This is a genomic window from Mumia xiangluensis, from assembly GCF_010994095.1.
Taxonomy (GTDB): Bacteria; Actinomycetota; Actinomycetes; order Propionibacteriales; family Nocardioidaceae; genus Mumia; species Mumia xiangluensis.
Map to the genome: position 1 here is coordinate 41416 of NZ_WJYO01000004.1, position 23511 is coordinate 64926.

Here is a 23511-nt window from a genome sequence, read left to right on the forward strand (position 1 = left end):
TGCGACCACGGTATGACGTCGCGGCCGCGAGACCGGTCCGCGGGCCGATGCCACCGAGGGGCTGTTCTTCCTAGCGTTGCGGGCATGATCCCTTCCTCCTTGACCGGCCCGCCCGCCACCGTCGCCACCGCCGCCCGGACCCGTGCCCTGACCAAGACGTACGGCCGGGGGCACGCGGAGGTCCGTGCGCTCGACGGCGTCGACCTCGACGTCGAAGGCGCCCGGCTGACCGCGATCATGGGGCCGTCCGGCTCCGGCAAGTCCACCCTGATGCACTGCCTCGCGGGCCTGGACTCGCCGACGTCGGGCTCGGTCGAGGTCGCCGGTGTGTCGCTTGCCGATCTCGACGACACCGCGCTCACGCGGTTCCGGCGCGAGCACGTGGGCTTCGTGTTCCAGGCGTTCAACCTGCTGCCGACGCTCACGGCGCGGCAGAACATCCTCCTTCCCCTCGAACTCGCCGGCGCAGAGCCCGACTGGCAGCGTCTCGACACCCTCGTCGACGTCCTGGGTCTCGCGGACCGGCTCACGCACCGCCCGTCCGAGCTGTCCGGCGGTCAGCAGCAGCGCGTGGCGATCGCGCGAGCGCTGCTGGCGTCGCCCGACGTGGTGTTCGCCGACGAGCCCACCGGCAACCTCGACAGCCGCTCGAGCAGCGAGGTGCTGGGCTTCCTCCGCCGGTCGGTCGACGAGCTCGGCCAGACGGTCGTGATGGTGACCCACGAGCCGGTGGCGGCCGCGTACGCCGACCGTGTGGTGCTGCTGCGCGACGGGAAGCTTGCCGGGACCCTCGAGCGCCCGAGCGCCGAGGACGTCGTCGGTGCGATCACCGGGCTGGGTGGCTGATGCGTACCGTCCTGTGGGGCTCGCTGCGAGCCCATGCCCGGCGGTACGTGACGGCCGCCGCAGCGATCGTGATGGCGGTCGCGTTCATGGTGGCGGTGAACGCGCTCAGCGGCGCGGCACGTGAGGGTCTGCGTGCCGACGTCGTCGCGCAGTACGCCGGCGCCGACCTCGTCGTCGACGTGTCGTCGGACGACCGCGCGACGGCCGGCGAGGTCGGCGAGAGGGTCCGTGAGGTCGACGGTGTCGCGGCGGCGGTCGTGAACGCGTCGGGCTATGCCGACGTGGCCGCGGGAACCGGGGAGCGGATGATGAGCGTCGGCACGCTCGCGTCCGACGAGGCTCTGCGCTGGCAGGAGGTCGTCGAGGGTACGGCGCCGGGCACGCCCGACGAGGCGCTGATCGCGCAGTCGAGCGCGGACCGGTACGGCGTCGCGCTCGGTGACTCGGTCTCGGTGGCGGGAGAGCAGGTCGTGGTCAGCGGGTTCTCCGCGAGCCCGGGCGGCACGCTCGGCGCGTCGGTGTACGTGTCCGAGGCCGTCGCGGCTCGGCTCGGCGACGCGCTGATTCCCTCCGACGTCTCGGTCCGCACGGCCTCGGGTGCCGACGAGGACGCCGTCGCGTCCGCGCTCGACGCCGCTGCGAGCGCGGACGGGCCGCACCCGGTGGCGGACCGCGACGCGTGGGTCGACGCACGGATCCTGGACGCGACCAAGGACGTGGACGTCCTCCAGCGGCTGGTGCTGGTGTTCGCGGCGATCGCGGCCTTCGTGGGCACCCTGGTCATCGCCAACACCATCACCATCGTCCTCACGCAGCGTCGTCGTGAGCTGGCGCTGCTGCGCTGCGTCGGTGCGACGCGTCGCCAGATCGTCCGCGCGCTCCGGACCGAGTCGGCGGTCCTCGGCGCCACCGCGGCGCTGGCCGGCGTGCTGCTCGGCTGGGGCCTCGGCCACGTCGCCGTGGCGGCGCTGAAGGCGTCGGACTCCGGGGTGGCGCTCGGCGCGGTGGCGCTGACGCCGGCGGGGGTGGCGGTTCCGTTCGTCATCGGCGTGCTGGCCGCGGTCGGTGCGACCGTGCTGCCCGTCCGCAGGGTCTCTCGGCTGGCTCCGCTCGAAGCCCTCCGCCCGCACGAGACGACAGGGCTGAGCGGGAGGCCGGGTCGGATCCGCGTCGTCTCCGGTGTCGCGCTGGTCGGGCTCGGCGCGGCCGGGCTCGTCGTCGGGACCGGAGACCTCCTGCCCGTCGGACTCGCCGGAGGCATGGCGGCGTTCCTCGGCGTGGTGGTGCTCGCCCCGCTGCTGGTGCCCGCCGTGCTGCGGCTCGTGGGCCCGGCCGTCGCCGCCACGGGGGTCGCCGGCAGGCTCGCGTCGGCGAACGTCGTCCGCAACCCGCGCCGTACGGCGTCGACGGCGACCGCGCTCCTGATCGGCGTCACCCTCATCACCATGGTGGTGGTCGGCACGGCGTCGCTGCGGACGACGGTCGACCGTGAGCTCGACCGCGACTACGCCCTCGATGCGGCGGTGGTCGCGACCGAGGAGCCGCTCGCCGACGGGATCGAGGCACGCGTCGCGGACATCGACGGGGTCGGCTCCGTCGCCACCCTGCCAGGGGCCGAGGTCGAGATGGACGGGCACGAGGTCCTCGTGCTCGAGGTCGGGCCCGCTGCGGCGGGCATCCTCCACGGCGACGCCGCGCTGCCGCGCTCCGGGGAGCTCGTGGTCGGTGGCGAGCTGGCTGACGCGCTCGACCTGTCGTTCGGGGCGTCGTCGCACCTGCGTACGGCGGCGGGCGAGGTCGCCGTACGACCCCGGTGGGGCGGGTCGCTCGGAGAGGTAGCGCTGGTCGCGCCGGGCGTCCTCGCCGATCTCGGGGCCTCCGTCGAGCCGCGCGCGGTGTGGGTGCGCGGTGCCGACGGGGCGAGCGGCGACGAGGTCCTCGCGGACGCGGCGGCCATCGCAGAGCCTGCCGGTGCTGCCGTCGCCGGGAGCCTCTCGCAGCGCTCCTGGATCACCCTCCAGATGGACGTCATGCTCGCGGTCACGGTCGGGCTGCTCGCCGTCGCGGTCCTCATCGCCGTGATCGGCATGGCGGGGACGCTGAGCCTGTCGGTCCTGGAGCGGTCGCGCGAGAACGCCCTGCTGCGGGCGCTCGGGCTCACGCGGCGAGGGCTTCGCGGCACGATGGCAGCCGAGGCGCTGCTGATGGCGGGGGTGGCGGCGGTGCTCGGCACAGCCCTGGGAGGGGTGTTCGCCTGGCTGGGCGTCCGTGCGCTGACGGAGGGCCTGATCGACGACCTGAGCTTCACGGTGCCGTGGTTCCAGGTGGCCGTGGTGCTCGTCGCCGCGACCGCCACGGGGCTCCTCGCGTCGGTCCTGCCCGCGCGCAGGGCGACGCGGGTCGCGCCCGCCGAGGGGATCGCCATGCTCTGACCGCGGCCGGAACCGCAGCGTGTTCGCCTCGTGCCCGTCGACCCTTCACAATGGAGGAGGCCATCGTCGCGCGACGATGGCCTCCGAACGAGGAGAGGCGGTCCGCGCTCGATGTCGGAGTCGGCGAACGACCGGGTCGGTGAGCTCGTCGACGGGCGCTACCGCTTGTTGGCGCTCGTCGGGCGAGGCGGCATGGCCGACGTCTACCGGGCCCGTGACGAGGTGCTCGGACGCACGGTCGCGGTGAAGATGATGCGGGCCGAGGCCGGCGTCGAGTTCGACGACGCCCTGCGCCGCCACGAGATGGAGGCCAAGATCGGGGCCGGGGTGTCGCACCCCGGCGTCGTGATGGTCTTCGACGTGCAGCCGAGCGGGGACGACCCGCACCTCGTGATGGAGTTCGTGCCCGGCAAGACCCTGAGCCGCGTGCTCGTGGACGGTCCGCTGGAGCCGCGGGTGGTCGCCGACCTCGGCGCGCAGCTCGCCGACGCGCTCGCGGCGATCCACGAGGCGGGGGTCGTCCACCGCGACATCAAGCCCTCCAACGCGATGCTCGTCGAGCAGGGCGACGGCTCGTACCAGGTGAAGCTCACCGACTTCGGCGTCTCCCGCTATCTCGAGGGGACCCGGCTCACGTCCCCCGACCTGCTCGTCGGCACGGCGCGCTACCTGAGCCCCGAGCAGGCCGTGCTGGACGAGGTCGGCCCGCGCGCCGACATCTACGCGTTGGGGCTTGTGCTGCTCGAGGCGCTCACCGGCGAGGAAGCCTTCCCGGGCAGCCGCGTCGAGACCCTGTCGGCGCGCCTCCACCGGCCTCCTCGCATCCCCGCCGACCTCGGGACCGGCTGGGCGCTCGCCCTCGGGGCGATGACGCGACGCGAGCCCGACGAACGCCCCGACGCCGCGGGCGCGGCGGCGGCGCTGCGGGCCGTGCGCGACGGGGGCGACGTCGCGGCGGCGCTGACGGCCGCAGGCGTCGCGGTCCCGGACCCGGAGGGCGACGCCACGGTCGTCGGAGGCACGCCGGTCGAGGACGATCCCACCGTCGCGTCGCCGGTCGCCGCTGCGGGTGCCGTCGCTGCGGGGGCCGCTGCAGGCGTGCTCGGTGCCGATGCAGCACAGGCAGCGCAGGCCGGCGGCGAGGACACCGCGTCGGCAGCCGAGACCGTCGCAGCGGAGACCGTCGCAGCGGAGACCGTCGCCGCCGAGACACCCGCGTCCGAGACCGTCGCAGACGACGCTCTGGCCGCCACGCCTGGCGCCGGGACACCTGGCACCGACGACCCGACCGAGGGTGGCGTCGCGGCGGCCTCCTCCGAACCCTCCCCGTGGGCGAGGCGGGCGCCGTGGATCGTCGTGGCGCTGGTGACGCTGGCGGCCGTCGCCGCTGTGTGGCTCGTGCTCGCGAGCGTGGAGGACCCGACCGACCCGGTGGACACCCCCACGCCCACGGTCACGACCCCGACGGAGTCCGAGCCGACCACGGTGACGACGACGGACACGACCGAGCCGACGGACACGGCCACCACACCGACGACGGAGCCGACCACGGAGCCGACCACCGAGCCCACGACGGAGCCCACCACCGAGCCCACGACGGAGCCGACCACCGAGCCCACGACCGAGCCGACGACTCCTCCCACGACGGCGACCACTCCTCCCACGACGGAGCCGACGGACGACGGGAACGCGCTGCCCCCGCCGACGGAGCCCACGGTCGCCGGTCCGTAGGGGCCCCGCAGCGACAGGCCGGGTACCCTCGAAGGGTGAGTCCGTTCCTTCGCTACACCCTCGCCCGGCTCGGTTTCTTCCTCGTGGCGTTCGTCGTCGTCGGCCTGGTGTCGTCGATCTGGCTCGAGTGGAACTCGGTGACCGGTCTGTGGATCGCGCTCATCGCGCTGGCGATCTCCGCGGTCGCCTCGTTCATCCTGCTGGGCCGCATGCGCGACGAGGTGGCGATGTCGATGAAGGCACGCGCTGACAAGATGCACGCGCGGTACGAGGCCGCCCGCAGCGCCGAGGACGTGGACTGACGCCTCGTGCCTCGCTCGACTCCGCAGCACCGTGCCTGGGTGGACGAAGCCGTGCGCCGGGTCGACGCCGACGCCAACCGGAGCGCTGACACCCACCTCCACGTGTTCCCTCTCCCGGGAGCCCCTGGGATCGAGCTGTACCTGAAGGACGAGTCCGTCCACCCGACCGGGTCGTTGAAGCACCGGCTCGCGCGCTCGCTGTTCCTGTACGCGCTGTGCAACGGCTGGATCGGACCCGGCACCACCATCGTCGAGGCGTCCAGCGGGTCGACCGCCGTCAGTGAGGCGTACTTCGCCCGCCTCATCGGCGTCCCGTTCGTCGCGGTCATGCCGCGCAGCACCAGTGCCGCCAAGATCCGGCTGATCGAGTGGTACGGCGGCCGCTGCCACTTCGTCGACCGCGCTCCGGACGTGTACGCCGAGGCAGCGCGGCTGGCGGCCGACTGCGGCGGGCACTACATGGACCAGTTCACCTATGCCGAGCGTGCGACGGACTGGCGCGGCAACAACAACATCGCGGAGTCCGTGTTCGCCCAGCTGGCCAAGGAGCGGCACCCCGTCCCGACGTGGATCGTCGTCAGCGCGGGCACCGGGGGAACGTCGGCGACGATCGGACGCTACGTCCGCTACCAGCGCCACGCGACCCAGGTGATGGTCGCCGACCCCGAGAACTCGGCCTTCCTCGACGGCTGGGACCTGGACACGTCCGACTACACGACCGGCCAGCCGTCACGCATCGAGGGCATCGGTCGTCCGCGCGTCGAGCCGTCGTTCGTCGGCGGCGTCATCGACGACATGCTCCGGGTCCCGGACGCGGCGTCGGTCGCGGCGATGCGCTGGTGCACCCGCAGGCTGGGGCGCAGCGTGGGCCCGTCGACCGGCACGAACCTCTGGGGTGCCCTGACCGTGATCGAGCGGATGCGCGCAGCCGGTCAGGACGGCAGCGTCGTCACGCTGCTGTGCGACTCCGGTGACCGCTACGCGACGACCTACTACGACGACGAGTGGCTCGAGCTCCACGGCCTCGGCCTCGCGCCGTACGAGGCTGTGCTGGCCGAGTACGAGGACACCGGCCGCTTCACCGGCTGAGGGCGGCCTCGGCGTACGGCACGGCGAGCTCGCGGTCGGCGGCGACCAGCCCGGTGCGCGTACGGCGGTCGAGCAGGTCGTCGACGTCGAGCGCGCCCTCGTGGCGCACGGCGAAGCGCAGCTCGGCGGGCACGGTCGGCACGTGGGGTGCGATCGGCTGGAGCATCGCGGGATCTCCGGCGGCCTCGGCGACGACGTCGGTGGCCTCGGTGCCGTACCGGGCGACGAGCCTCGGGGGTGCGGCGACCGCACCGAGCGATGCCCGGCTCGCGGCGCCGACCAGCGGCAGGGACGCCGTACGGCACGGGCCTGCGTCGAGCCCGGCCGCGGCCAGGGCCGCGTCGACGGCGTCCTCGGCCATGCGCCGGTAGGTGGTCAGCTTGCCGCCGACCACGCTGACCAGACCGTCGTCACCGGTGAGCACGACGTGCTTGCGGGACAGGTCGGACGTCTCGCCCTCGCCGGCGTCCAGCAGCGGACGCAGACCCGAGAACGTGCCGATCACGTCGTCGCGGGTGAGGGGTCGTTGCAGCGAGAGCGACACCGTCTCGAGGAGGAACGTGATCTCGTCCTCGCTCGCTGTCGGGACGTCCGGGATCTCGCCGCTCACCTCCTCGTCGGTGAGGCCGACGTAGACGCGGCCGTCTCCGGCCGGGAGGACCAGGAGGAAGCGTGACGAGGTCCCGGGGACAGGCAGGTTGAGCGCCCCGGTCAGTCCTCCGAGGGTCTCGTCACGCAGTACGAGGTGGGTGCCGCGGCTCGGGCGCATGGTGATGCCGTCGGCGACCGTGCCGGCCCACACCCCGGCGGCGTTCACGACGGCGCGGGCGTCCAGCTGGAAGGTGGAGCCGGTGAGCTCGTCGCGCAGCACGGCGCCGGACCCGGTGACGTCGACGGCCGTCGTCCGGGTCAGGATCCGTGCGCCGAGCGACGCCGCCGTACGCGCGAGCGCCACGACGAGACGGACGTCGTCGACGAGCTGTCCGTCCCAGAACACGAGGCCGCCGCGGAGCCCGTCGGCGCGCACGGCGGGGGCGTAGCGGCGGACCTCCATGCCGGAGATGCGCCGGGACCGCGGCAGGATCGTGCCCGGGGTGCCGGCCGCTCGCCGCAGCGTGTCGCCGGCGAGGTGCCCGACGCGGATCAGTGCTGCCGTCCTCGCGGAGACCGACTCGGTCAGCGGGAAGACGTTGGGAAGGGCCCTGACCAGGTGCGGGGCCGTGCGCTCGATGAGGATGCCGCGCTCGCGTGCGCTCTCGTAGGCGACACCGACGTCGCCGGTCGCGAGGTAGCGGAGCCCTCCGTGGACGAGCTTGGAGCTCCACCGGCTCGTCCCGAAGGCCAGGTCGTGCTTGTCGACGAGCACGACGGACAGCCCGCGAGCCGCCGCGTCGAGCGCGACACCCGTGCCGGTGACGCCACCTCCGACGACGAGCACGTCGACGACGCCGCCGGAGGCGAGGGTGTCGAGGTCGCGCGCGCGGCGAGCGGCGTTGAGGGACGAGGAGGGTGCGGGCATCGCGTCAGTCCTGGGGGGCTTCGGGGGCGAGGTAGCGGTCGAGGGCTTCGGCCAGCTGGCCGTCGAGCTCGTCGAGGGTCGGTCCGGGAGTGTCGGTCGAGCCCGTCAGCATCGGGGCGGTGATGGTGAACGACCACGCGAGCAGGAGGACCGTACGCGCCTGGAGCGCGACGTCGAGCGGGCGGATCGAGCCGTCGGCGTGTCCCTCGCGGATGCCGTTCTCGAGGACCTGGATCACGTGCGTGCTGGTGCGGCCCATCCGCTGGAAGACGTAGGGGACGAGGAACTCCGGGTCGGACTCGACGACCGCCTTCTGGACCGGGTGGACGCGGATCATGGCCGCGGTGCGGACGACGGCGTCCACGAGCCGGTCGCGGCCGACTGCGATCTCCTCGCGGTTCGCCTCGGCGATGACGGCGACCCACTCGCGGGTGAGCAGCGCGGCGACGACGGAGCGTACGTTCTCCCACCGCCGGTAGAGCGTCGCGCGGGCCACGCCCGCGCGGGCCGCGATGTCGGCCATCGTGAGGCGGTCGAGGCCGTGCTCGACCAGTCCGTCGGCGGCGGCGTCGAGGATGTGGTCCTCGGGGATGGCGTTGCCGGCGTCGGCCGGCCGGGCGCGGAGCCGCTGGAGCTCGGAACCCCCACCATTGAAACGTTTGGGCATGATGTGTTCAACTGTACACGACAACGCAGGTGAAGAACGGAGAGTCGACATGTCGGAGACGGACGTCCCGGTGGTGGACTTCGCGCCGGACCGGTGGGGCAACCCGGAGCACGCCATCACGCTCCCCGCCGCGACGCAGGCCGCGCTCGACGCGCTCGGCATCCGACCGGGGCAGGCGCCCGTCGCCCCGCAGGACGTCGCACTCGCCGACGTCGCCGTGCCCGACGAGGCCCGTACGGCGCTGGCCGCCGCGGTCGGCGCCGAGCACGTCAGCGACGCCGCCGTCGACCGCCTCCGGCACACCCGCGGATGGTCGACGCCCGACATCCTCAAGCTGCGGGCCGGCGACGCGAGCGACGCGCCCGACCTCGTCGTACGCCCTCGCACGCACGACGAGGTCGTCGCGGTCCTGCAGCTGTGCTCCGACGCGCGCGTCGCCGTCGTCCCGTACGCGGGCGGCACCTCGGTCGTCGGCGGTCTCGCACCGGAGCGCGACGGCTTCCGGGGGGTGGTCGCGCTCGACGTCGGCCGTCTCGACGCGCTGGTCGCGCTCGACGAGGTGTCGCGTACGGCGACGCTGGAGGCGGGGATGCGCGGTCCTCGCGCCGAGGAGCTGCTGAATGCCGAGGGCTTCACGCTCGGGCACTTCCCGCAGTCGTACGAGGGCGCCTCGATCGGCGGGTACGCTGCCGCGCGCTCGGCCGGTCAGTCCTCGGCCGGCTACGGGCGCTTCGACGACATGGTCGTCGGCCTGGTCCTCGCGACCCCGCGGGGCACGCTCGAGATCGGGACGGCCCCGAAGTCCGCCGCCGGCCCTGACCTGCGCCAGCTCGTCCTCGGCTCGGAGGGGGTGCTCGGGGTGATCACGTCGGTCACCGTCCGGGTGCGGCCGGTGCCGACCGCCCGCGTCTTCGAGGGGTGGCGGTTCCCCTCGTTCGAGGCCGGGGAGGAGGCCCTCCGACGGCTCGTCCAGGACGGCCCGCTGCCGACGGTCCTGCGCCTGTCCGACGAGGCCGAGACCGCGATCAACCTGTCCGACCCGTCCGGCGGGCCCACCGGCGAGGCGTCGGGCTGCCTGGCCATCGTCGGCTACGAGGGCGGCACCGACGAGGTCGAGTCGCGGCGTGCGGCGGCGACGGCAGTCCTCGAGGAGTGCGGCGGCGTCTCCGCCGGGACCGAGGCGGGGGAGAAGTGGCGGACCGGCCGGTTCCACGGGCCGTACCTGCGCGACCCGCTGCTCGACGCCGGCGCCTTCGTCGAGACGCTGGAGACCGTCACCTGGTGGTCGAACGTCAGTCGTCTCAAGACCGCCGTGACCGAGGCGATCCAGACCGCGCTCGGGACGCAGGGCACTCCCGCGATCGTGCTCTGCCACATCTCGCACGTGTACGAGACGGGAGCGTCGCTCTACTTCACGGTCGCGTGCGCGCAGGGCGAGGACGCCCTCGCGCAGTGGGCCGTCGCGAAGGCGGCCGCCAACGCCGCGATTCGCACCGCGGGCGCCGCGATCTCCCACCACCACGGCGTCGGCACGGACCATCGTGACACCTACGAGGAGGAGATCGGGCCGCTCGGTGTGGATATCCTGCGCGCTGTGAAGGCGACGCTCGATCCTGCCGGTGTGCTCAACCCCGGCGTCCTGGTGGCGCGGTGACCACGGCTGCGTTCACCGCGCTGGTGAACCCGATCTCCGGGCAGCGCCACGCCCCGCAGACCTGGGCGGCGGTGTCCGCGCGGCTGCGCGACGCCGGCGCCGACGTGGAGACCGTGGTCACCGAGAGCGCGGAGCACGCTGCCAGGGCCGCCGCCGAGCTGGCGCGGGCCGGACGGATCGTGGTCGCGGTCGGCGGCGACGGGATGGTCCGCGACGTCGCCGGCGGTGTCGTGGCCGGCGGCGGGACGATGGCGATCGTGCCCGGTGGCCGCGGCAACGACTTCGCCCACAAGGTCGGGATCCCCGACGACCCCGACGGGGTGGCCGGCGTCCTGCTCGGGGGACACGTCCGCGCTGTCGACGTGATGGACGCGAACGGGGTCGTCATCCCGGGCAACGTGTACGTGGGAGTGGACTCGCGGGCGACGCAGCTGATCAACCGGATGCGCCGCCTCCCACCGGTGTTCGTCTACCGCGCGGCGGGCCCGCTCGCGATGATCACGTGGCGCGCGCCCACGTTCACCCTGACGACCGACCACGGCACCCGTACCGTGCGTGCGCACAGCGTCATCGCCGCCAACTCCGGCGGGTACGGCCACGGGCTCAAGATCGTCCCGTCGGCGGAGGTCGACGACGGTCTGATCGACGTGCTGATCGCCCGCACGGACGGACTCGGCCGCCGCAACATGGCGGCGTACATGAAGGAGGCCAAGACCGGCCGCCACGTCGAGCGCGACGCGGTCGAGGTCCTTCGTACGACCAGCGTGACGATCGCGACCGACCGACCGGTCCCGCTGGGTCTCGACGGCGACGAGATCGGGTCCCTCCCGGTCACGGTGCGGCTGCTCCCGAAGGCGTTGCGGCTCGTCGTACCCGCCTGATCGGGCGACACTGGTCGCCATGCGGTCCTCACACGGGCTCGACCGGCTCCTCGCGTTCAGCGACGCCGTCGTCGCGATCGCGCTGACGCTCCTCGTCCTGCCGCTGGTCGAGATCGTCACCGACACCGAAGGGGCGTCGAGCGTCGCGGAGCTCGTGCGCGACCACGACGACGCGTTCGTCGGCTTCGCGATCAGCTTCGTCGTGATCTGGGTGCTCTGGCGCGACCACCACGCGCTGATGGAACACTTCGCGACGTACGACCGCGTGCTCGTCGCGACGCACTTCGTGTGGCTGCTGACGATCGTGCTGCTGCCCTTCACCACCCAGCTGATCGCCGCTCGGGAGGACCTCGAGGGGGCCGTCGCGACCTACGTGCTGTCGCTGCTCGTCGCCGTCCTCGCCCTGGTGACCACCGGCTGGTGGGGGCGTGGCCATCCGGAGCTGCTCGTCGACAGCGACGCCGACGGCGCGTGGAGGCGGTCGGCGCCGTCCGGCGTGGTCACGGTCGTCCTGCTGGTCGTCGTGCTCGTCGTCGTGCTGCTCTTCCCCGACCTCGGTGCCTACCCGTTGCTGATCCTCCTGCTCCAGGCACCGATCGAACGCGTACGCGCGTCGCGCCGGCGGGCGGCCGCCTGACGGTCCCCGTCAGCGCAGGTGCTTGTCGAAGAACGCGCCGATCCGCTCCCACGCCTGCCCGGCGGCGTCGGGGTCGGGACCGATGCCCGCGACGCGCGTGATCGGGCGAAGGATCCGAGGTCCGTCCTCCTCCTCGTTGAGGAAGGAGTGCCCCGCGCCGGCGTAGACGGTGACGTCGTGGTCGACGTCGGCCCGAGCCAGCGCCGCCTCCAGCCGCTCGGCCCCGCGGCGGACCACGCGGTCCTCGCTGCCGTACGACGCGACGACCGGGCACGAGCCCACGACCGCGTCGTCGAGGCCCTTCGGGATCACCCCGTAGTTGACGGCGGCGGCATCGAAGTCGCCGTGCCCGGCGACGAGGATGGCGAACCCGCCGCCGAGGCAGAAGCCGATGACACCCACCTTGCCGTTGGTGATCTCCCGCTCGATCAGCCACCGGCGTGCGGCGTCGATGTCGGCGAAGGCGCGGCCCTTGCCGGACGCGAAGGCGCGCGTGGTCGCGACGAGGCACCGCCGTGCTCCGCCGTCGCTGTACAGATCGACAGCCAGCGTCGCGTACCCCATCTCGGCGAGGCGGTCCGCGTGACGGCGCATCGTCGGCACGAGGCCGAACGCCTCGTGGACGAGCACCACCCCCGGCCAGGGGCCGGGGGTGGACGGCTCGGCCAGGTAGCCGCGCAGGGTCCGGGACGTGTCGCGAGCGCCGCTGCGGCTCAGGTCGACCTCAGGCATGGCGTCACGTTAGGGCCTAGCGGCGGTGCGGCACCAGGGTCTTCGTGAACAGAGCGGCGCCGTCGACGTCGCGGAGCGTGACGGTGAGCTCCTCGGAGCGTCCGTCGATCTCGACCTCGCCGAAGAACTGGAAGCCTTCCGCCGGTGAGGTGTTCGCGCGCGGCGGGGCCGCGACGAACTCCGCCTTCGGCCCGAAGGTGGCGTCCAGCGCGTTCGGTCCGAACGCGCCGGCGTTGAGCGGCCCGGAGACGAACTCCCAGAACTGGTCGAAGTCCTGGTACGCCGCGCGGTCGGGCGAGTAGTGGTGTGCGGCGGTGTAGTGGACGTCCGCCGTGAGCCAGACGTGGTTGCGGATCCCTGCGCGCTTCAACGCGGTGAGCACCGGTGCGATGTCCAGCTCGCGACCCAGCGGCGCACCCGGGTCACCCTGGGCGATGCCCTCCTGCAGCGGTCCGTCAGGGACCACGAGCCCGATGGGGAGGTCGGCCGCGATCACCTTCCACGTCGCCCGCGACCGCTGGAGCTCGCGGATCAGCCACCGGGTCTGCGCGTGCCCGAGGACACCCCCGTCGCGCTCGGTCTCGGAGCTCGCGGTGTTCGGGTCCTTGTGGGTTCGCATGTCGAGCACGAAGACGTCGAGCAGCGGTCCGAGGTGCAGCACCCGGTAGATCCGGCCGTCGGGGTCGGGCGAGATCGGGGCCACGGGGATGTACTCGTGGAAGGCCTGCCTGCCCCGTGCGGCGAGCACGTCGACGCTCTTCTCGGTGTAGCGGGCGTCGGTGAGGAGCTCGCCCGGGTACCAGTTGTTCGTGACCTCGTGGTCGTCCCACTGGGTCACCACCGGCGTGCTCGCCAGGTAGCTGCGCCAGTTGTCGGCCAGCAGGTTGTACTTGAACTGTCCGCGGAACTCGTCGAGCGTCTCGGCGACCTTCGTCTTCTCCTCGATGACGAGGTTGCGCCAGAGCGTGCCGCCGGGCAGCGTCACCGTCTCGGCGACCGGGCCGTCGGCGTACACGTTGTCGCCGCTGGACAGGAAGAAGTCCGGGTCGCGGCGGGCCATCGCGTCGACGATGCGGAAGCCGCCGTACGCGGGGTTGACGCCCCACCCCTGGCCGGCGATGTCGCCGGACCACTGGAACCGGATGTCGTCGCGGCGCTGCGACGCCGTACGCAGGCGTCCCGTCTCGGGGGCGCTGGAGCGCCGCGGGTCGCGCAGGTCGACCGCGCGGATGCGGTAGTGGAGGTCGGTGCCGGACGGGAGCCCGCGCACGGTGAGCTGGCCGGTGAGGTCGGTGTCGGGAGTCACGACGGGTCCGCGCACGGTGACGGCCCTGCGGAACGACCGGTCGCGCGAGATCTCGGCGACCAGACGGGACGGGCGGTCCGCGCGCGACCACAGCGTCGCCTCGCGGGTGAGGACGTCGCCGGCCTGGACGCCGTGGGTGAGGATCGGGCGCCCGCCGCGGACGAACGCGGGCGCGGCGGCGGTCGTACGGCCGGTGGCGGCGGATGCGGCACCGGAGCCGAGGACGACGGCGCCGGCGCCGACGACGGCGGCACCGCGGAGCAGGGTACGGCGGCCGACTCGGGGGTCGGGTGAGGTCTCAGTCATGCCTCCCACGCTGGCGACCCGCGGCGAACGGACGGTGACACCGAGGTGAGGGTCTGGCGACGTCCTGGCGATCCGCGCAACGGACTCCGGGCTCGTAGGTTGGATGCATGCCTACCTCATCGATCGAGCTGGGGCGCCCCGTCTCCGGCGACGTCATCGACCTGATCCTGGACGACCACCGTCGGTTCGAGGACCTGCTGCGTCAGCTGCGCGACGCCACCTCCGACCGCGACGCCGTGCGGCGAGCGTTCGCGACGCTCCACGTCGCGCACGCCGAGGCGGAGGAGAAGGAGGTCTATCCGACGCTGCGCCGCCGTGACGCCATCAGCGAGCACGAGGAGGAGCACGGCGAGGAGGAGCACGCCGAGGGCAACCAGGCTCTCCTGGCGGTGCTCGAGCTGAAGGGCACCGACACCCAGACCTTCGACGACGCCGTCGAGGAGCTCGCCCGAGTGGTCAACCACCACCTGACGGAGGAGGAGCTCACGATCCTCAACCCGGCGCGCGAGGAGGTTGCGGAGCGGACCCGCCTCGCGCTGGGGAAGGCGTTCGCCGACGAGCGCAACAACCAGGTGGACGCCGACTGCGGGCGGATCGAGAACGTCCGGGCCATCGTCGCGCGAGCGGAGAAGCGGGGCCTGCTCGACGACGAGGAGTAAGTGGCGGCCCTCAGCCGGTCGTCGCCCGGGGCGACGAGGCGAACGCGCGGAGCGCCGGGGCGGGCACGGAGGCCCTGTTCGGGTTGACCAGGTACGCGGTGTCGAGGCCGAGGTCGGTCAACGCCGGGGAGACCTCGAGACGCTCGTCCCCAGTCGTCCGTGCCACGATCTGCACGCTGTCGTACGCCTCGGGCAACGTGCGGCCGACCAGCTCGAGCGTGTCGCCGAGGACGTCGGCGGTGAGGTCGTCTCCCGTGGTGCGCAGCTCGAGGAGCACGTAGCGCGACAGCCCGTCCGTGCCCTCGTCGACGACGATCTCGTCCAGGCCCGCCGGCGCATCCCGGACGGCGCCCTGCACCTGCTCCATGGCGTCCGGGTCGGCGGTCCGGAAGCAGCCCGTCGTGGTCGCGAGCAGGCCGACGACGGCGGCCGCGACCACGACCGACCGGATCCGCGATCCCATCAGGCGCCGATGGCGAGGCCGACCGCGATGCCGATCGCGTAGACGAGCTCGGCCAGCCCCGTGTCGCGCAGCGTCGGAAGCAGGGCCAGCCCCCGCTCGCCGCGAGCGACCGGTGTGGCGGCGCGCAGGGCCCACGGGAACGCGAGGAGGCCGAACAGCGCCGACGGCGTGTACGACGCGAGCCACCACACCGTGAGCAGGGCGACGACGAGCAGCACGATGAAGAAGGCGCGGGTCCGGCGGTCGCCGAGCACGACCGCGAGCGTGCGCTTGCCGCTGACCGTGTCGGTCGGGATGTCGCGGAGGTTGTTGGCGACGAGGATCGCGCACGCCAGGGAGCCGACGCCGATCGCGGCCGCGAGGCTCGGCCAGGTGAACGCGCCGACCTGGACGTAGGTGGTGCCGAGCACGGCGACGAGCCCGAAGAACACGAAGACGCTGACCTCGCCGAGCGCGCGGTAGCCGTACGGCGTGGAGCCACCGGTGTAGAACCACGCGGCGGCGATCGCGGCGACGCCGACGACGAGCAGCCACCAGCCCGAGGTCGCCGCGAGGACGAGACCCAGCGCGCCGCCGATCCCGAAGCACGTGAACGCGGCCCGCTTGACGGCGCCCGCGCTCGCCGTACCCGACCCGACGAGCCGCATCGGCCCGACGCGGTCGTCGTCGGTGCCCTTCACGCCGTCGGAGTAGTCGTTGGCGTAGTTCACGCCGATCTGGAGCGCGAGCGACAGGATCAGGCAGACCGCAGCCTTCCACCAGACGGCGCCGTCGGCGAAGAGGGCCGCGCCCGTACCGGCCACCACCGGCGCGACGGCGGCCGGGAGCGTACGAGGGCGTGCTCCTGCGATCCACTGCGATGCTGTTGCCACGGTCGCCCATCCTGTCACCTGCTGGTGGACGCCAGGTCGACGGACTCGACATTCCCGCTGTCCGAGCACCAGGAATGTCGAGTCTCCTGCAGGGCATAGCGTGGGCCTGTGAACAGTGGCACCCTGCGCCCCGTGACGGGCACCGCGCGCGAGGTCGAGGCGGCGATGCGCGGGTGGCTCGCCGCGGAGCAGGAGCCGCGCGCGCTCGCGATCCGCACGTCGGGCTCCACGGGACACCCGAAGGACGTGCTCCTGTCGCGTCGAGCCGTCACGTCGAGTGCGCGGGCGACGCACGCGCGGCTCGGAGGACCGGGCCAGTGGCTGCTCGACCTCCCCGCGAACTACGTGGCCGGGGTGCAGGTGATCGCGCGCTCGATCCTCGCGGGGACCTCACCGGTGGTCACCGCCGAGCACGGCGGGCTGGACGAGGCGGTCGCGGCGATGACGGGGGATCGCCGGTATGCCTCGCTCGTCCCGACGCAGCTGCACCGACTGTCCGAGGCAGGGCGGTTCGACGTGCTCGCCTCGCTCGATGCGGTCCTCGTCGGGGGAGCCGCGCTCGACCCGGCGCTGCGGGCCCGTGCGGTGGACGCGGGCGTCCGGATCGTGCGCACGTACGGCATGAGCGAGACCGCGGGCGGGTGCGTGTACGACGGCGTGCCGCTCGACGGTGTGGCCCTGCGGATCGACGTCGAGCAACGGGTGTGGCTGGCGGGCCCCGTGCTGTTCGACGGCTACGCCGGCGACCCGGAGGCGACCTCCGACGCGCTGCGCGACGGCTGGCTCCGGACCCACGACCTCGGCCGCCTCGACCCCGACGGTCGTCTGCAGGTCCTCGGACGCAGCGACGACGTCGTGATCTCCGGTGGCGTGAACGTCGTGCTCCCACGGGTCGCCGCGGCGCTGAGGGGGCTCGACGGGATCACCGACGCGGTGGTCGTCGGGGTGCCTGACGCGGAGTGGGGCCAGCTCGTGGTCGCCGTGGTCGCGGGCACGCCGCCGGGGACTCCTGAGGTCCGCGACGGCGTCGAGGCCGCGGGCCTGCCACGCAGCTGGGCCCCGCGTCGTGTCGTGGCGGTGGAGGCGATCCCCCTGCTCGAGCACGGCAAGGTCGACCGCCAGGCCGTACGCCGGTTGGCGGGGGCCTGAGCTCAGGCGTCGACGACGCAGCGGAAGCCGATGTGGCCGGTCGTGCTGTGGACCTCCTGCCCCTGGCGTGCCGCGGGGCGGTAGCGGTGGCAGTACGACGGCGCGCACAGGTGGGAGCCGCCCTTCGTCACGAACCTCGTGCCCTCGACGGCGGGCGTCGCCGGGGCGACCGGGGCACAGCAGCTGGCCATCGGGAGACCCGGACGCCCTGACGGCTCCGGCGCGTGGTGCTCCGCGTGGGACGCGGACCACGGCGACCGCGTCCACTCCCAGACGTTGCCGGTCATGTCGAACAGCCCGTAGCCGTTCGGGGCGTACGAGCCGACCGGCGTCGTGAGCCCGTGCTTCTTGGGGATGTCGTTGCGCCACGGGAAGTCCCCGTGCCACGTGTTGGCCATCACGCGGCCCTTGGGCATGAACTCGTCGCCCCACGCGTAGGTGGCGCCGGCCAGGCCGCCCCGGGCCGCCCACTCCCACTCGGCCTCGTCCGGCAGGCGCATCCCCGCCCAGGCGGCGTACGCGAGAGCGTCCTCGTGCGCGACGTGGACCACGGGATGCTTGTCGCGGCCGTCGAGGCTGCTGCCGGGGCCCTCGGGGTGCCGCCAGTCGGCGCCGGGCTGCCAACGCCACCAGCGCTGCCACTCGTTCAGCGGGACGGGCCCGCTCGTGGGCGTGAACACGAGCGATCCCGGCACCAGGTCTGCAGGGTCGGCGTCGGGGAGCTCGGCCGCGTCGGGAGCCTTCTCCGCGACGGTCACGTGGCCGCTGTGCTTCACGAACCTGCGGAACTGCGCGTTGGTCACGGCGTGCCGCATCACCCGCACCGGACCGACGGCGACCTCGCGGACGGGCTGCTCCTCCGGGTAGAACTCGGTGCTGCCCTGCAGGAGGGTGCCGCCGGGCACCAGCGCCATGTCGTGCCTGGCTGTCATGGCCGTCAGCGTACGGGGTGGGGTCGACCTCGGGATAACGTGGCGGACGTGACCGAACCCGACCTCGCCTGGCTGCCGTACTCGATCCCGATGAGGACCCGTTTCCGCGGGATCACCGTGCGGGAGGGGCTGCTCGCGCGCGGCGAGACCGGGTGGATCGAGCTCAGCCCCTTCTGGGACTACGACGCCGCGGCGTCGCGCCCCTGGTACGACGCCGCCGCCACCGACGCCGTACGCGTGTGGCCGACGCCGGTGCGCGATGCCGTGCCGGTGAACTGCACGGTGCCCGCCGTCGGGCCCGAGCAGGCGCAGGCGATCGTGCGCGGCGGCCACGGCTGCCGTACGGCGAAGGTGAAGGTCGCCGAACCCGGCCAGACCCTCGCCGACGACGAGGCGCGGGTCGCGGCCGTACGCGACGCGCTGGGGCCTGACGGTGCCGTCCGGGTCGACGCCAACGGGGCATGGTCGGTCGACGAGGCGTTCGAGGCGCTCGCGGTGCTGGACCGGGCCGCGGGAGGCCTGGAGTACGCCGAGCAGCCGTGCCGCACGGTCGAGGAGCTGGCGACGCTGCGCCGTCGTACCCCCGTGCCGATCGCGGCCGACGAGTCGATCCGCCGCGCCGAGGACCCCTACCGCGTGGCCGAGCTCGGTGCCGCGGACATCGCGGTCCTCAAGGTGCAGCCGCTGGGCGGCGTCGCAGCGTGCCTGGAGATCGCCGAGCGCATCGGACTCCCGGTCGTCGTGTCCAGCGCTCTGGAGACGTCGGTCGGCATCGCGGCCGGTGTCGCGCTGGCCGCGGCACTGCCGGAGCTGCCGTACGCGTGCGGGCTGGGGACGGTGTCCCTGCTGGAGCACGACGTGGTGGACGCCCCGCTGGTGCCCCGGGGTGGCGTGCTCCCGGTCGTACGCCCCGAGCCGTCGGCGGCGTTCCTCGCGACAGCGCCCGACCCCGACCTGGTCGCGCGCTGGGCGGCGCGGCTGGAGGAGATCCGTACGGTCCGGGCGGTGGCCCGATGAACCCGTCGACCGCGCTCGGCCGCGTCCTCGTCGACGAGCTCGTGCGCTCCGGCGTCCGTGACGTCGTGCTGTCGCCCGGCTCACGCTCCGCGGCGCTGGCACTCGCGCTGCACGCCGCCGACGCCCACGGCGACCTGCGGCTGCACGTCCGCATCGACGAGCGGAGCGCGGCGTTCCTCGCGCTCGGCCTGGCGAAGGGCTCGCACCGGCCGGTCGCCGTCGTGACCACCTCCGGCACCGCCGCCGCCAACCTGCACCCCGCGATCCTGGAGGCGTCGCACGCGCGCGTGCCGCTGATCGCGATCACCGCCGACCGACCCGTGGAGCTGCGGGGGACCGAGGCCAACCAGACGACGGACCAGGTGAAGCTGTACGGCGACGCGGTGCGCGCCTACGTCGAGGTCGCCGCTCCCGACGTCGTGCCGGCGAGCCCGGCGGCCTGGAGAGCTGCCGTCGCACGAGTCGTCGCGGCGGCGGTCGGGCGTACGGGCGAGGGCCCGATGGCGCGACCGCAGGGTGGCCCCGTGCACCTGAACGTGGCGTTCCGTGAGCCGCTGGTGCCCGGCGCCGACGAGGTCGGGGGCGACCTGTCCGCCGAGCTCGTCGGTCGGCCGGACGGCGCGCCGTGGAGGCGTCCGGCCCCGGTCACGCCGGAGCCGGCCTCGACGCTGCCCCTCGGTCCCCGCACGGTCGTGGTCGCCGGAGACGACGCGGGTCCGGCCGCACGGTTGCTCGCCGAGGAGGCAGGGTGGCCGCTGCTCGCCGAGCCGACGTCCGGGGCGCGCAACGGGACGCAGCCGATCGCGACCTACCGGCTGCTGCTCGGTCTCCCCGAGCTCGCCGACCGGATCGAGCGGGTGATCGCCTTCGGGCACCCGACGCTGTCGCGTCCGATCACCCGTCTGCTCTCGCGCGACGATGTCGAGATCGTCGGTGTCGGCGCGGCCCCGTTCTCGGATCCCGGCAACCGGCTCGCAGCGACGTACCCGTCCGTGCGCGTCGATGGCGCCGACGATCCCTCGTGGTTCGAGCAGTGGACACGCGCGGACGCGGCGACGCTCGCGGCTGTGGAGGAGATCGTGCTCGGGGGCGACACGCTCACCCCGTGGCTGGTGGCCCGTGCCGTGTCGCAGGCGGTCGAGCCGGGCGGGCAGCTGGTGGTCGGCTCCTCGAACCCCGTACGCGACCTCGACCTCATGGCCGTGCCGTACCAGGTCGGGCAGCGGCGGATGATCACCGCCAATCGAGGGCTGGCCGGCATCGACGGCGTGGTGTCGACGGCGATCGGCGCTGCGCTCGGGCGCCGGTCCGGCGAGAGGACGCTGGCACTCATGGGTGACCTGACGTTCCTCCACGACAGCAACGGCCTCGTGATCGGCCCGTCGGAGCCCGTGCCTGACCTCACGATCGTCGTGGCCTCCGACAACGGCGGAAGCATCTTCTCGACGCTCGAGCAGGGTGACGTGCCGTACGCCGCTGCGTTCGAGCGGGTCTTCGCGACGCCGACCGGCGTCAGCATCGGCAGGCTCTGCCAGGCGATGGGGGTGGAGCACCGCCTCGCCAGGACGAGCGACGAGCTGCAGGAGGCTCTCGCGACAGACGGCGGGCTGCGCGTCGTCGAGGCTGTCATCGACCGGACCGACCGGCGCGAGATCGACCGGAAGCTCCGCGGCGCTGCACGGTTGCATTAATACATCAGCGATGTAACATAAGGCCCGTCACGTCATCGGAGACTGGAGGGCCACATGACCGCCGCCACCGCGTTCCGCGAGCGCACGACGATCGACGACGTCACTGCGCGTCTCCTCACCTCGTCGGACGAGCTGTCGTACGACCCGCAGACCGAGGTCGCGTGGGACCAGCCGATCCCCGACGACCACTACGGGCTCAACCCCGAGTGGAGCACGCTGTACGGCACGCGGCTGTGGGACGAGATGAGCGAGGAGCAGCGCGTCCTCCTCACCCGCCACGAGGTCGGCTCGATCATGCAGACCGGCATCTGGTTCGAGATGATGCTGCAGCAGCTGATCCTGCGCGACCAGTACGCGAAGGATCCCGCCGCCACCGAGTTCCGGTTCGCGCTGACCGAGATCGCCGACGAGTGCCGCCACTCGCTGATGTTCGCCCGCACCTGCGACGTCCTCGGCATCCCGAAGTACCTTCCGCCCCGCCTCACGATCGAGCTCGCCCGGCTCATCAAGACGACGGCGCGCGCCGAGCAGGCGTACGGACCGATCCTCATCGCCGAGGAGATCCTCGACGTGATGCAGCGCGACTGGATGCGTGGCGAGAACGTCGTCCACATCGTCCGGACCACCAGCAAGATCCACGTGGTCGAGGAGGCGCGCCACATGAAGTTCGCGCGCGCCGAGATCATGGACGGCCTCGAGCACGCCAGCCGTTTCCGGCGGGAGCGCTCGGCCATGCTCTTCGCCGGTGCCGCCTACTTCATCGTCCGAGCGATGGTCAGCCCCGAGGTCTACACGAACGTCGGACTCGACAAGGAGCGCGCGCTCGCGGAGGTACGGACCAACCAGCACCGCAAGGCGATGATGCGCCTGTCGTGCGTGCACCTCATGGACTTCCTCGCCGACGCAGGTCTTCTGACCAAGCGGGCGATGCGGGTCTACCAGTCCGTCGACATGATCTGAGCGAGGACCTCGATGGCATACGCGGTCACGCAGAGCTGCTGCAACGACGCCACCTGCGTGTCGGTCTGCCCGGTCAATTGCATCCACCCCACCCCCGAGGAGCGTGCGGCCGGTGCCGCCGGCGGCTACGCGAGCTCGGAGATGGTCTTCATCGATCCGGTCGGCTGCATCGACTGCGGGGCGTGCGTCGACGCGTGCCCGGTCGGAGCGATCACCCCGGTCGACCTGCTGCGAGGGCCGGACACGGTCTTCGCGGACCTCAACCGTGACTACTACGCGGCGCACCCCGAGTCGGCGACCTGGGACGCGTTGACGTTCCCGACGACGGTGCCGCAGGGGTCGGGTGACCTCCACGTGGCGATCGTCGGCACCGGCCCCTCCGCCGCATACGCAGCCCGCGCACTGCTCACCGGCACTCCGGCGACCCTCACGATGATCGACCGGCTGCCGGTCGCGGGCGGCCTGCTCCGCTCCGGCGTCGCGCCGGACCACCCGGACACCAAGCGCATCGAGGACACGTTCGCCTGGACGTACGCCCATCCGCGCGTCACCGTCGCGCTCAACGTCGACGTCGGCCGGGACGTCACGCACGAGGAGCTGCTGGAGCACCACCACGCCGTGGTGTACGCCGTCGGTGCGAGCGCGGACCGGCGGCTCGGGATCCCCGGCGAGGACCTTGCAGGGAGCGTGCCGGCGTCCGAGCTGGTCGCCTGGTACAACGCGCAGCCCGACCGCGTCGCCACCGAGATCGACCTGTCCGTCGAGCGCGTCGTCGTGGTCGGCAACGGCAACGTCGCCCTCGACGTCGCGCGCGTGCTGCTCACCGACCCCGACGAGCTCAGCCGCACGGACATCGCCGACGACGCTCTCGCGGCGCTGCGCCGGAGCCGCGTCCGCGAGGTCGTCGTGCTCGGACGCCGAGGACCTGCGGATGCCGCGTTCACGATGTCGGAGCTGGTCGGCATGCGGACCATCGACGGGGTCGACCTGGTCGTCGAGGAGCACCCGGACGCGGCCGCCGCCGTCGATGCGGCACCGGTCGGGAGCAAGGCCGCGATGCTCCGCGACGTCGAGCGCGTGAGCATCGACTGGGACGCGCCGCCCGCGCCGGGCAAGCGCGTGGTGCTGGCGTTCTGGACCGCCCCGGTCGCGGTCGAGGGCGCCGACCGCGTGGAGGCCGTGCGGGTCACCGGTGGGCGGACGATCGCCGCGGGTGCACTCGTGCGCTCGATCGGCTACCGCGGATCCCCGCTGCCCGGGCTGCCGTTCGATCCCGGCACGGCGACCGTCCCGAACGCCCAGGGGCGGGTCCTCGACGCGGACGGCGAGCCCCTGCCCGGGGCGTACGTCGTGGGCTGGATCAAGCGCGGCGCGACCGGCGGGATCGGCGCCAACCGTGCCTGCGCGCAGGAGACGGTCGCGGCGATCGTCGACGACGTGTCGGCGGGCCGGCTCGCCGAGCCGACCGGGTCTCCTCGGGCGCTCCGTGAGCTCCTGCGGCGTCGCAACGACGACGTCGTGGGCCTGCGGTGGATGCGGTCGATCGACCGCGCCGAGCGGCTCGGCGGTGCTGCGCACGGGCGCCCGCGGCGCAAGTTCGCGACGGTGCCCGAGCTGCTCGCGGCGGGGTCGCCGGGCCGTTGGCGGAGCCGCCGCCGGTGAGCCA

The 23511-nt window shown here is 73.2% G+C and carries 21 protein-coding genes; 14 read left to right on the plus strand and 7 right to left on the minus strand.

The annotated features are described in order from the left end of the window. The first annotated feature begins 84 nt into the window (after positions 1 to 84). The 5 genes from GH747_RS13350 (at position 85) to cds1 (ending at position 6400) form a co-directional block, all read left to right on the plus strand. Positions 85 to 846: an ABC transporter ATP-binding protein gene (locus tag GH747_RS13350; RefSeq protein ID WP_149770114.1), complete on the plus strand. Its 762-nt coding sequence runs from the start codon at positions 85 to 87 to the stop codon at positions 844 to 846. Continuing rightward, positions 846 to 3278 (plus strand): ABC transporter permease, encoded by a 2433-nt coding sequence (locus GH747_RS13355; RefSeq protein WP_149770115.1) that lies wholly within the window; start codon positions 846 to 848, stop codon positions 3276 to 3278. The genes GH747_RS13350 and GH747_RS13355 overlap by 1 nt, the downstream gene beginning before the upstream one ends. 111 nt (positions 3279 to 3389) lie before the next feature. Beyond that, positions 3390 to 5009: a serine/threonine-protein kinase gene (locus GH747_RS13360; protein ID WP_149770116.1), complete on the plus strand. Its 1620-nt coding sequence runs from the start codon at positions 3390 to 3392 to the stop codon at positions 5007 to 5009. A 35-nt stretch (positions 5010 to 5044) separates the two neighbouring features. Beyond that, entirely contained in the window at positions 5045 to 5311 is a 267-nt protein-coding gene (locus GH747_RS13365; RefSeq protein WP_163695614.1) for a DUF4229 domain-containing protein, read from the plus strand. 39 nt (positions 5312 to 5350) lie between these two features. Further along, positions 5351 to 6400 carry an L-cysteine desulfhydrase Cds1 gene (gene cds1 / locus GH747_RS13370; protein ID WP_276208363.1) on the plus strand — a complete coding sequence of 350 codons (1050 nt, stop codon included), beginning with the start codon at positions 5351 to 5353 and terminating at the stop codon, positions 6398 to 6400. Here the strand turns inward: cds1 and GH747_RS13375 are convergent. Both GH747_RS13375 and GH747_RS13380 read right to left on the minus strand, forming a co-directional pair. After that, positions 6390 to 7919, minus strand: coding sequence for a glycerol-3-phosphate dehydrogenase/oxidase (locus GH747_RS13375; RefSeq protein WP_149770118.1), 1530 nt, complete (start codon positions 7917 to 7919; stop codon positions 6390 to 6392). The two genes, cds1 and GH747_RS13375, sit on opposite strands and share 11 nt — an antisense overlap. 4 nt (positions 7920 to 7923) lie before the next feature. After that, a complete protein-coding gene (locus GH747_RS13380) occupies positions 7924 to 8586 on the minus strand; it encodes a TetR/AcrR family transcriptional regulator (RefSeq protein ID WP_149770119.1) in 663 nt (220 codons plus the stop codon). Positions 8587 to 8635: 49 nt separating this feature from the next. Between GH747_RS13380 and GH747_RS13385 the strand changes: the two genes are divergently transcribed. The 3 genes from GH747_RS13385 to GH747_RS13395 are packed head-to-tail and all read left to right on the plus strand — an operon-like array spanning position 8636 to position 11758. Next, the gene (locus GH747_RS13385; RefSeq protein WP_149770120.1) at positions 8636 to 10240 is read left to right on the plus strand and encodes an FAD-binding oxidoreductase; all 1605 of its coding nucleotides are present in this window, start codon (positions 8636 to 8638) and stop codon (positions 10238 to 10240) included. Further along, on the plus strand, positions 10237 to 11121 hold the full coding sequence (locus GH747_RS13390) for a diacylglycerol/lipid kinase family protein (RefSeq protein ID WP_149770121.1): 885 nt from the start codon (positions 10237 to 10239) through the stop codon (positions 11119 to 11121). Before GH747_RS13385 ends, GH747_RS13390 begins: the two co-directional genes overlap by 4 nt. Positions 11122 to 11140: 19 nt before the next feature. Further along, positions 11141 to 11758 (plus strand): TMEM175 family protein, encoded by a 618-nt coding sequence (locus GH747_RS13395; protein WP_149770122.1) that lies wholly within the window; start codon positions 11141 to 11143, stop codon positions 11756 to 11758. Positions 11759 to 11767: 9 nt separating this feature from the next. On the opposite strand, the gene GH747_RS13400 is transcribed toward GH747_RS13395, so the two are convergent. Continuing rightward, positions 11768 to 12490 carry a dienelactone hydrolase family protein gene (locus tag GH747_RS13400; RefSeq protein ID WP_149770123.1) on the minus strand — a complete coding sequence of 241 codons (723 nt, stop codon included), beginning with the start codon at positions 12488 to 12490 and terminating at the stop codon, positions 11768 to 11770. Positions 12491 to 12506: 16 nt separating this feature from the next. Beyond that, positions 12507 to 14102 carry an alkaline phosphatase D family protein gene (locus GH747_RS13405; protein ID WP_149770124.1) on the minus strand — a complete coding sequence of 532 codons (1596 nt, stop codon included), beginning with the start codon at positions 14100 to 14102 and terminating at the stop codon, positions 12507 to 12509. A 107-nt stretch (positions 14103 to 14209) separates the two neighbouring features. Here GH747_RS13405 and GH747_RS13410 point away from each other — a divergent pair, with 107 nt between their 5' ends. Beyond that, on the plus strand, positions 14210 to 14761 hold the full coding sequence (locus tag GH747_RS13410; protein ID WP_149770125.1) for a hemerythrin domain-containing protein: 552 nt from the start codon (positions 14210 to 14212) through the stop codon (positions 14759 to 14761). Between the two features lie 10 nt (positions 14762 to 14771). On the opposite strand, the gene GH747_RS13415 is transcribed toward GH747_RS13410, so the two are convergent. Both GH747_RS13415 and GH747_RS13420 read right to left on the minus strand, forming a co-directional pair. After that, positions 14772 to 15224: a hypothetical protein gene (locus GH747_RS13415; protein WP_149770126.1), complete on the minus strand. Its 453-nt coding sequence runs from the start codon at positions 15222 to 15224 to the stop codon at positions 14772 to 14774. Next, the gene (locus tag GH747_RS13420) at positions 15224 to 16096 is read right to left on the minus strand and encodes a 1,4-dihydroxy-2-naphthoate polyprenyltransferase (RefSeq protein ID WP_149770127.1); all 873 of its coding nucleotides are present in this window, start codon (positions 16094 to 16096) and stop codon (positions 15224 to 15226) included. Before GH747_RS13420 ends, GH747_RS13415 begins: the two co-directional genes overlap by 1 nt. A gap of 108 nt (positions 16097 to 16204) precedes the next feature. Here GH747_RS13420 and GH747_RS13425 point away from each other — a divergent pair, with 108 nt between their 5' ends. Further along, a complete protein-coding gene (locus tag GH747_RS13425; protein WP_228552922.1) occupies positions 16205 to 17245 on the plus strand; it encodes an AMP-binding protein in 1041 nt (346 codons plus the stop codon). 2 nt (positions 17246 to 17247) lie between these two features. Here the strand turns inward: GH747_RS13425 and GH747_RS13430 are convergent, their stop codons facing one another. Then, positions 17248 to 18177 (minus strand): formylglycine-generating enzyme family protein, encoded by a 930-nt coding sequence (locus tag GH747_RS13430; protein WP_205602940.1) that lies wholly within the window; start codon positions 18175 to 18177, stop codon positions 17248 to 17250. A gap of 90 nt (positions 18178 to 18267) precedes the next feature. On the opposite strand from GH747_RS13430, the gene GH747_RS13435 reads away from it, so the two are divergent. The 4 genes from GH747_RS13435 to GH747_RS13450 are packed head-to-tail and all read left to right on the plus strand — an operon-like array spanning position 18268 to position 23507. Continuing rightward, a complete protein-coding gene (locus GH747_RS13435) occupies positions 18268 to 19194 on the plus strand; it encodes an o-succinylbenzoate synthase (RefSeq protein WP_149770482.1) in 927 nt (308 codons plus the stop codon). Continuing rightward, complete coding sequence (menD, locus tag GH747_RS13440; RefSeq protein WP_149770128.1) at positions 19191 to 20885, plus strand: 2-succinyl-5-enolpyruvyl-6-hydroxy-3-cyclohexene-1-carboxylic-acid synthase; 1695 nt, start codon at positions 19191 to 19193, stop codon at positions 20883 to 20885. The genes GH747_RS13435 and menD overlap by 4 nt, the downstream gene beginning before the upstream one ends. A 54-nt stretch (positions 20886 to 20939) precedes the next feature. Next, entirely contained in the window at positions 20940 to 21845 is a 906-nt protein-coding gene (locus GH747_RS13445; protein ID WP_149770129.1) for an AurF N-oxygenase family protein, read from the plus strand. Between the two features lie 12 nt (positions 21846 to 21857). Continuing rightward, positions 21858 to 23507, plus strand: coding sequence for an FAD-dependent oxidoreductase (locus GH747_RS13450; RefSeq protein ID WP_149770130.1), 1650 nt, complete (start codon positions 21858 to 21860; stop codon positions 23505 to 23507). Positions 23508 to 23511 lie beyond the last annotated feature (4 nt).